The sequence below is a fragment of the Actinomadura logoneensis genome, assembly GCF_003428695.1.
Classification (GTDB): domain Bacteria; phylum Actinomycetota; class Actinomycetes; order Streptosporangiales; family Streptosporangiaceae; genus Spirillospora; species Spirillospora logoneensis.
The window spans coordinates 1-6432 of sequence record NZ_QURH01000889.1 but is presented as its reverse complement, the minus strand read 5'-3'; the positions used below and the strand labels follow the sequence as shown (position 1 = coordinate 6432).

The window sequence follows — 6432 nt, the reverse complement described above, 5'->3', positions numbered from 1 at the left end:
GGCGTGGACGCGGGCGGAGGCGCGGGCGCGGGCGGAGGCGCGGGTGCGGGCGCGGGCTTCGCCGCCCTGACCGCCCAGGAGCAGCGGATCGTCCGGCTGGCCGCGCGGGGACTGGGCAACCGGGAGATCGGCGAGCGGCTGCAGCTCTCCCCCCGCACCATCGGGTCCCACCTCTACCGCGTCTTCCCCAAGCTCGGGGTCAGCAGCCGGCACCAGCTGCGGGACGTCCTCGACGGTGACTGAGGCCGCCGGACGGGCGTCCCGGCCGGTCCCACCAGCACGGACGGCCGCTAGGCTGGCGCATCTGGGAGGTGGGGGACGTGGACGCGCGCGACGCTGACGGGCACCGGCCGGTGGTGCTCGACCCGCTGGTCCGGCGCCTGCTCGCCGCCGCCTCCGCCCCGCCCTACCTGCACCAGCTCGGCCCCCAGGACGGCCGCCAGGCGCTGACCGAGGCGCAGGGCCACCACACGCTGCCCGCGGGGGTGCGCGCGGAGTTCAAGGTCGCGCCCGTCGGGCCGTCCGGGCTCACCGGGTTCTGGATCGTCCGCCCCGAGCGCGCCACCGGGCCCCTCCCGGCGGTGCTGTACGTGCACGGCGGCCGGTGGATGCTGGGCGACCTGCACACCCACGGCCAGATCATCGGCGGCCTCGTGCTCGGCTCGGGCGCGGCGTTCGTCGTGCCCGAGTACAGCCGCACACCCGAGGCGCGGTACCCGGTCGCGCTGGAGGAGTGCTACGCGCTGCTGCTGTGGGCGCTGGACCAGGCCGACGGGCTCGGCCTCGACGGACGGCGCGTCGCGGTCGCGGGCGACTGCGCGGGCGCCACGATCGCCGCGGCGCTGGCCCTGGTCGCCAAGCGGCGCGGCGGTCCCCGACTGCGCTCCCAGCTGCTGTTCTACCCGCTCACCGACCCCGGCTGCTCCGGCGCGTCCCATCGGGAGTTCGGCGCCGACCCGCTGCTCCCGGACGAGGCCGTCCGGTGGTACTGGCGGCAGTACAGCGACGACGAGCGGGAGCTCGCCGAGCCCTTCGCCGCGCCGCTGCGCGCAACCGCCGAGGACCTGGCCGGGCTGCCCGACACCATGGTCGTCTCGGCCGAGGCGGACGTCGCCCGCGACGACGCCGAGCAGTACGCCCGCAACCTGCGCGGCGCGGGCGTCGCCGTCACCGCCGTGCGCTACCTGGGCACCGTGCACGACTTCGCGTCCCTCACCGCCCTGCGCGACAGCCCGCCCACCCGCGCCGCGCTGCGCCAGGGGGCCGACTTCCTCGCCCGCACCCTCTTCTGACCTCCTCGCCCACCCCGTCGTCCTGGCCGAACCCGCGCCCTGAACCCGCCCGCGCCCTCCTCCGAGCCGAGCCCGCGCCCTGAGCCCGCCCGCGCCCTCGTCCGAGCCGCGCCCGCGCGTCCCGCGCCTCCCGCGCTCGACCGACTCAACGTCCTACGTCATCGACCGCATCGGCGGACTGCAGTCGGTTGACGGATGTCAGGCCCGGCGGAGGCGGGGATGCTGGGGGACATGAGCAATCCGAAGCCCGTTCTCGAGCCCGCCGCGCAGCAGTTCGTCGAGGCCACCGCCAACCCGCCCTTCCTGTACGACCTCGGCCCCGAAGAGGGCCGCAAGGCCGTGGACGACGTCCAGAGCGGCGACGTCCCCGTCCCCGACGCCGACGTCACCGACCTCACCGTCCCGGGCGGCCCCACGGGCGACGTCCGGCTGCGGATCCTGCGCCCGGCGGGAAGCACGGGAGCGCTGCCGGTCGTCCTGTACGTCCACGGCGCCGGCTGGGTGTTCGGCAACGCCCACACCCACGACCGGCTCGTCCGCGAGCTCACCGTCCGCGCGGACGCCGCGACCGTGTTCGTCGACTACAGCCTCTCCCCCGAGGCCCGGTACCCGACCGCGATCGAGGAGATCTACACCGCCCTGGAGTGGATCGCCGCGCACGGCGCCGAGCACGGCCTGGACGCCTCCCGCATCGCCGTCGCCGGCGACTCGGTCGGCGGCAACATGGCGGCGGCCACGACGCTGCTGGCCAAGCGGCGCGGCGGCCCCGCGCTCGCCGCGCAGCTGCTGTTCTACCCGGTCACCGACGCCGCGTTCGACACCGGCTCCTACGACCAGTTCGAGAAGGGCTACTTCCTCAGCCGCGAGGGCATGCGCTGGTTCTGGGACCAGTACACGACCGACGCCGGGGAGCGGGCCCAGATCACCGCCTCACCGCTGCGCGCCGCCACCGAGGACCTGGCCGGGCTGCCGGAGGCGCTGGTCATCGTCGCCGAGGCCGACGTGCTGCGCGACGAGGGCGAGGCGTACGCCGCCAAGCTCCGCGAGGCCGGGGTGCCGGTCACCGCCGTCCGCTACCAGGGCATCATCCACGACTTCGTGATGCTGAACGCCCTGCGCGACACGCACGCCGCCAAGGCCGCCACCCGGCAGGCGGGCGAGTTCCTGCGCGACGCCCTGCACGCCTGACCCCTCCCTCCGCCCACAGAAAGCGATCATGAACTCCTCCCTCTCCTCCGCGCGCCCGACGGTCGTGCTCGTCCACGGCGCGTTCGCCGACGCCTCCAGCTGGCGGCGCGTCGCCGAACGCCTGCGCGACGCCGGCACCCGCGTCCTCGCCGCCGCCAACCCGCTGCGCGGCCTGTCCCACGACGGCGACTACATCGCCTCGGTCGTGCGGCGGATCGACGGCCCGGTCGTGCTCGTCGGCCACTCCTACGGCGGCCCGGTCATCACCCACGCCTCGTCCGCGGCGTCCAACGTCGAGGGACTGGTCTTCGTCGCGGCGTTCGGGCTCGACAAGGGGATGAGCGCGCTGTCGTCGACGGAGGGCTTCCCGCCGCCCGAGCTCGGTTCGGCGCTCGTCCCGTCCGCCTACCCGGACGGCTCGGGCACCGCGACCGAGTTCACCATCGACGAGGGCCGGTTCCACTCGGTGTTCTGCGCCGACCTGCCGACCGAGACGGCCGCGCTGATGGCGGTGTCGCAGCGTCCGGTCGCCGAGCGCGCGCTGTCCGAGCCGCTCGCCGTCGAGCCCGGCTGGAAGCGGCTGCCGTCCCGGTTCGTCGTGGCGGGCGCCGACCACGCCATCGACCCGGCCGCGCAGCGGGCCGCCGCCGCGCGGGTGGGCGCCGAGACCGTGGAGCTGGAGGGCGCCTCGCACGCGGTCGCCCTGTCGCACCCCGAGGCGGTCGCCCGCGCGATCACCGCCGCCGTCCTCGCCTGACGGACCGTCCACCCGCCCGGACGGCTCGTCCGAACCCCACCACGAACTCCCCGCGCCGGAAGCCGCGCGGGGAGTTTGTGGTGTTTCGGATGATCCTGGCGGCCGGTGCTCACGAGCGCCCGAACGGACGAGCCCGCCTCACTTCGCGTGGTCGTCCGGTGGTCGGGGGACCTGGCCGGTCAGAGGTGGTCGGTTACCTCCGACAGCGACGTGATCAGGTGGGTTGCCCCGGCGTCCCGGAGACGGTCTGCGGGGGTGAGGGCGGTGTAGCCGAGGACGTCCATGCCCGCGGCGCGCGCTGCCAGGACGCCGTTCGGGCTGTCCTCGACGACCAGGCAGTCGGCGGGATGGACGCGGAACGACGCGGCGGCGTGCAGGAACAGGTCCGGGGCGGGCTTGCCCACGCCGCCGACGTCCTGGGCGCTGAAGACGGCCTCGGGCGGGAGGTGGGCGCGCAGGCCCGTCCGGTCGAGGGTGAGGTCGATCCAGGCGTGGTCCGACGACGAGGCCAGGCAGTACGGGGTGCCGCGCCGCCGCAGGTCGGCGAGCAGGTCGGGCGCCCCCGGGACGGCGGTGAGGTCCTCCCGGAAGGCGGCGAAGACGCGCTCCTGCCAGAGCGCGACGAAGTCGTCGGGCAGACGGCCGCCGTGCAGGTCGGCGATCACCTGGTGGACGTTGCGGGCGGCGGTGCCGAGGAACCGCCGGACGGCCTCCTCGAACGTCGTGGGGTAGCCGAGTTCGGTCAGGTAGGCGGCCATGATGCGGTGCGAGATGCGCTCGCTGTCGACGAGGACGCCGTCGTTGTCCAGGATGACCAGTTTGCGGGACATGAGGACCAGTGTGCGGGAGACGCGGGATCAGTGGTGGAAGGACGGGCGGTGCGGGGCTCCGGTGCTGCCGGACGCCAGGCGTTCCAGGCACCGCTTCATGTCCTCGACCAGCAGGGAGACCTCGTCGCGGCCGACGCCGTGGCGGATGAGGACGCGCTGGACGACGGTGTCGCCGCGGTCGGCCGGGAGGGGGTAGGACGGGACCTGCCAGCCCCGGACGCGCAACTGCTCGGTGAGGTCGTACAGGGTGAAGCCGGTGTGGTCGGGCTTGAGCCGGTAGGACACGGCGGGCAGCGCGCCGCGGCCGTCGTAGAGGAGGTCGAACGGGCCGAGGGCGGAGATCTGCTCGCCGAGCCAGCGCGCCGTCTCGGCGCACGCCTCCTGGACGCGCCGGTAGCCCTCCCGTCCCAGGCGCTGGAACAGGTAGTACTGGGCGACGACCTCGCCGCCGGGACGGGAGAAGTTCAGCGCGAAGGTGGGCATGTCGCCGCCCAGGTAGTCCACGGAGAAGACCAGGTCGGCGGGCAGGTACTCGGCGTCGCGCCAGACCGCCCAGCCGACCCCGAGCGGCGCCAGGCCGTACTTGTGGCCGGACGCGTTGACCGACACGACGCGGGGCACCCGGAAGTCCCACTCCAGGCCCGGGTGCAGGAACGGCGCGACGAACCCGCCGCTGGCGGCGTCCACGTGGATCGGGACGTCCAGGCCGGTGGCCTCCTGGACCCGGTCCAGTTCGGCGGAGATCGCGGCGACGGGCTCGTAGTCGCAGGTGAAGGTGACGCCGAGGATGGCGACGACGCCGATGGTGTTCTCGTCCACGTGCTCGGCGACCTGGTGGGGCCGCAGGCCGGTCGCGCCGGCCTCCAGCGGGATCTGGCGGAGTTCGACGTCGAAGTAGCGGGCGAACTTCTCCCAGCAGACCTGGACCGGGCCGCACACCAGGTTCGGCCTGTCGGCGGGCCTGCCCTCCTTCAGGCGGCGCTGCCGCCAGCGCCACTTCATCGCCAGGCCGCCCAGCATCGCCGCCTCGCTGGAGCCGGTGGTGGAGCAGCCCACGGCGGTCGTCTCCAGGGGCGCGTTCCACAGGTCGGCGAGGATCCGGACGCAGCGGGCCTCGATCTCGGCGGTCTGCGGATACTCGTCCTTGTCGATCATGTTCTTGGCGACGCAGGCGTCCATCAGCCGGCGGACCTCGTCCTCGACCCAGGTGGTGCAGAACGTCGCCAGGTTCTGCGCGGCGTTGCCGTCCAGCAGCAGCTCGGCGCGGATCATCTCGGAGACGGCGCGCGGGTCGGCGATCCGCTCCGGCATCCGGCCCTTCGACAGCACCCCGTCGGACGACGGCTCGGCGAACACGTCGTCCCACGCGGCGGGCGCGTCGCGCCAGACGCCCGTGCCCGCCTTGACCTCGGTCGTGCCCTTCGCACTCCTGTGCAGCGCCACGCCGTCCTCCCCGGTCCGCCGGGAATCTCCCGGTCCTCCAAGGAGCACGTTCCGGCGAGGCGGTGCGGCTAAACACCCGGAGAGGGCCCGGCTCCGGCGGACCGCCGGGAACCAGGGGGCCGGTCGGCGGGCGGATGTCCGGGTCAGATCCAGCCGAGCGCGCCGAAGACGGCCAGGGCGAGCGCGTCCACGCCGAGGATCGCGCCCACCGTGACCGCCTTCGTCCGCACCCTCGGCATGTCGTGGACGGCGAAGCAGGCGACGAAGAACGGGACGTACCCGACCAGGAAGATCAGCGCCGGGAAGCCGGCGCGCCACCAGGACCAGTCCCAGGTGAGCACGCCGGCCCGGTTCAGCAGGACCTCCACGCCGACCGCCAGCGCCGAGTTCACGGCGACCAGCACCGGCCGGTTCGGCAGGCCGAGGATCCGCGTGCCGCGCGGCGGCAGCAGCTTGGCCGCCGCCACGCCCATCACCGCGAACATGAAGCAGATCTCGATGTTCAGGCCGATGAGGATCTGGTAGGCCGTCGCGCCGCGCGCGCCCCACACCGGGGCCCGCTCGGTGAAGTGGAAGACCAGGGCGTTCCAGATCTCGTTGAACCAGTCCATGCCCCACAGGGCCAGCCCGGCGAACAGGACGTCCCAGTTCCGCCGCTCGGCCTCCACGGCGTACACGTACAGCACGACCAGCAGCAGCGGTATCACGTACCACTTGAACTGCCCCGCGTCCCGGACCAGCTCGAGCGCCGCGCGCGCGTCGTCCGTCACTCCGACCTCCCGACCAGGATCCGGGCCAGTGTGACAGATTTATGAAGAATGTCCAGATGTCTCGCCGCGCCGTGCCGGCATTCCTGCGGGAGCCTCCCGGCGGGGCGCGGGTGGCGCGCCGTCCGCCGCCGCCGAGCCGGGGCGCGGCCCCG

The 6432-nt window shown here is 74.1% G+C and carries 7 protein-coding genes; 4 read left to right on the top strand and 3 right to left on the bottom strand.

From position 1 onward, the window contains the following. The 4 genes from DZF91_RS29990 to DZF91_RS29975 form a co-directional block, all read left to right on the top strand. A partial coding sequence (locus DZF91_RS29990) for a response regulator transcription factor (RefSeq protein ID WP_147341452.1) occupies nucleotides 1-243 on the top strand: 243 nt, incomplete at its 5' end. A 77-nt stretch (nucleotides 244-320) separates the two neighbouring features. Continuing rightward, nucleotides 321-1292, top strand: coding sequence for an alpha/beta hydrolase (locus DZF91_RS29985; RefSeq protein ID WP_199486985.1), 972 nt, complete (start codon nucleotides 321-323; stop codon nucleotides 1290-1292). Nucleotides 1293-1523: 231 nt separating this feature from the next. After that, the gene (locus DZF91_RS29980) at nucleotides 1524-2480 is read left to right on the top strand and encodes an alpha/beta hydrolase (RefSeq protein ID WP_117360457.1); all 957 of its coding nucleotides are present in this window, start codon (nucleotides 1524-1526) and stop codon (nucleotides 2478-2480) included. Nucleotides 2481-2508: 28 nt separating this feature from the next. After that, nucleotides 2509-3237 carry an alpha/beta fold hydrolase gene (locus tag DZF91_RS29975; RefSeq protein ID WP_117360455.1) on the top strand — a complete coding sequence of 243 codons (729 nt, stop codon included), beginning with the start codon at nucleotides 2509-2511 and terminating at the stop codon, nucleotides 3235-3237. 179 nt (nucleotides 3238-3416) lie between these two features. On the opposite strand, the gene DZF91_RS29970 is transcribed toward DZF91_RS29975, so the two are convergent. The 3 genes from DZF91_RS29970 to DZF91_RS29960 all read right to left on the bottom strand — a co-directional run bounded on the left by DZF91_RS29970 (nucleotide 3417) and on the right by DZF91_RS29960 (nucleotide 6280). Continuing rightward, nucleotides 3417-4067, bottom strand: a complete 651-nt coding sequence (locus DZF91_RS29970; RefSeq protein WP_117360454.1) for an HAD family hydrolase — start codon at nucleotides 4065-4067, stop codon at nucleotides 3417-3419. A gap of 27 nt (nucleotides 4068-4094) precedes the next feature. Further along, nucleotides 4095-5510 (bottom strand): glutamate decarboxylase, encoded by a 1416-nt coding sequence (locus tag DZF91_RS29965; protein ID WP_328589235.1) that lies wholly within the window; start codon nucleotides 5508-5510, stop codon nucleotides 4095-4097. Between the two features lie 143 nt (nucleotides 5511-5653). Next, nucleotides 5654-6280 (bottom strand): hypothetical protein, encoded by a 627-nt coding sequence (locus tag DZF91_RS29960; protein ID WP_117360453.1) that lies wholly within the window; start codon nucleotides 6278-6280, stop codon nucleotides 5654-5656. Nucleotides 6281-6432 lie beyond the last annotated feature (152 nt).

Bases quoted from the DNA above. Each gene is read 5' to 3' on its own strand.
- DZF91_RS29970 (WP_117360454.1), bottom strand. From the start codon at position 4,067: ATGTCCCGCAAACTGGTCATCCTGGACAACGACGGCGTCCTCGTCGAC.
- DZF91_RS29980 (WP_117360457.1), top strand. From the start codon at position 1,524: ATGAGCAATCCGAAGCCCGTTCTCGAGCCCGCCGCGCAGCAGTTCGTC.
- DZF91_RS29975 (WP_117360455.1), top strand. From the start codon at position 2,509: ATGAACTCCTCCCTCTCCTCCGCGCGCCCGACGGTCGTGCTCGTCCAC.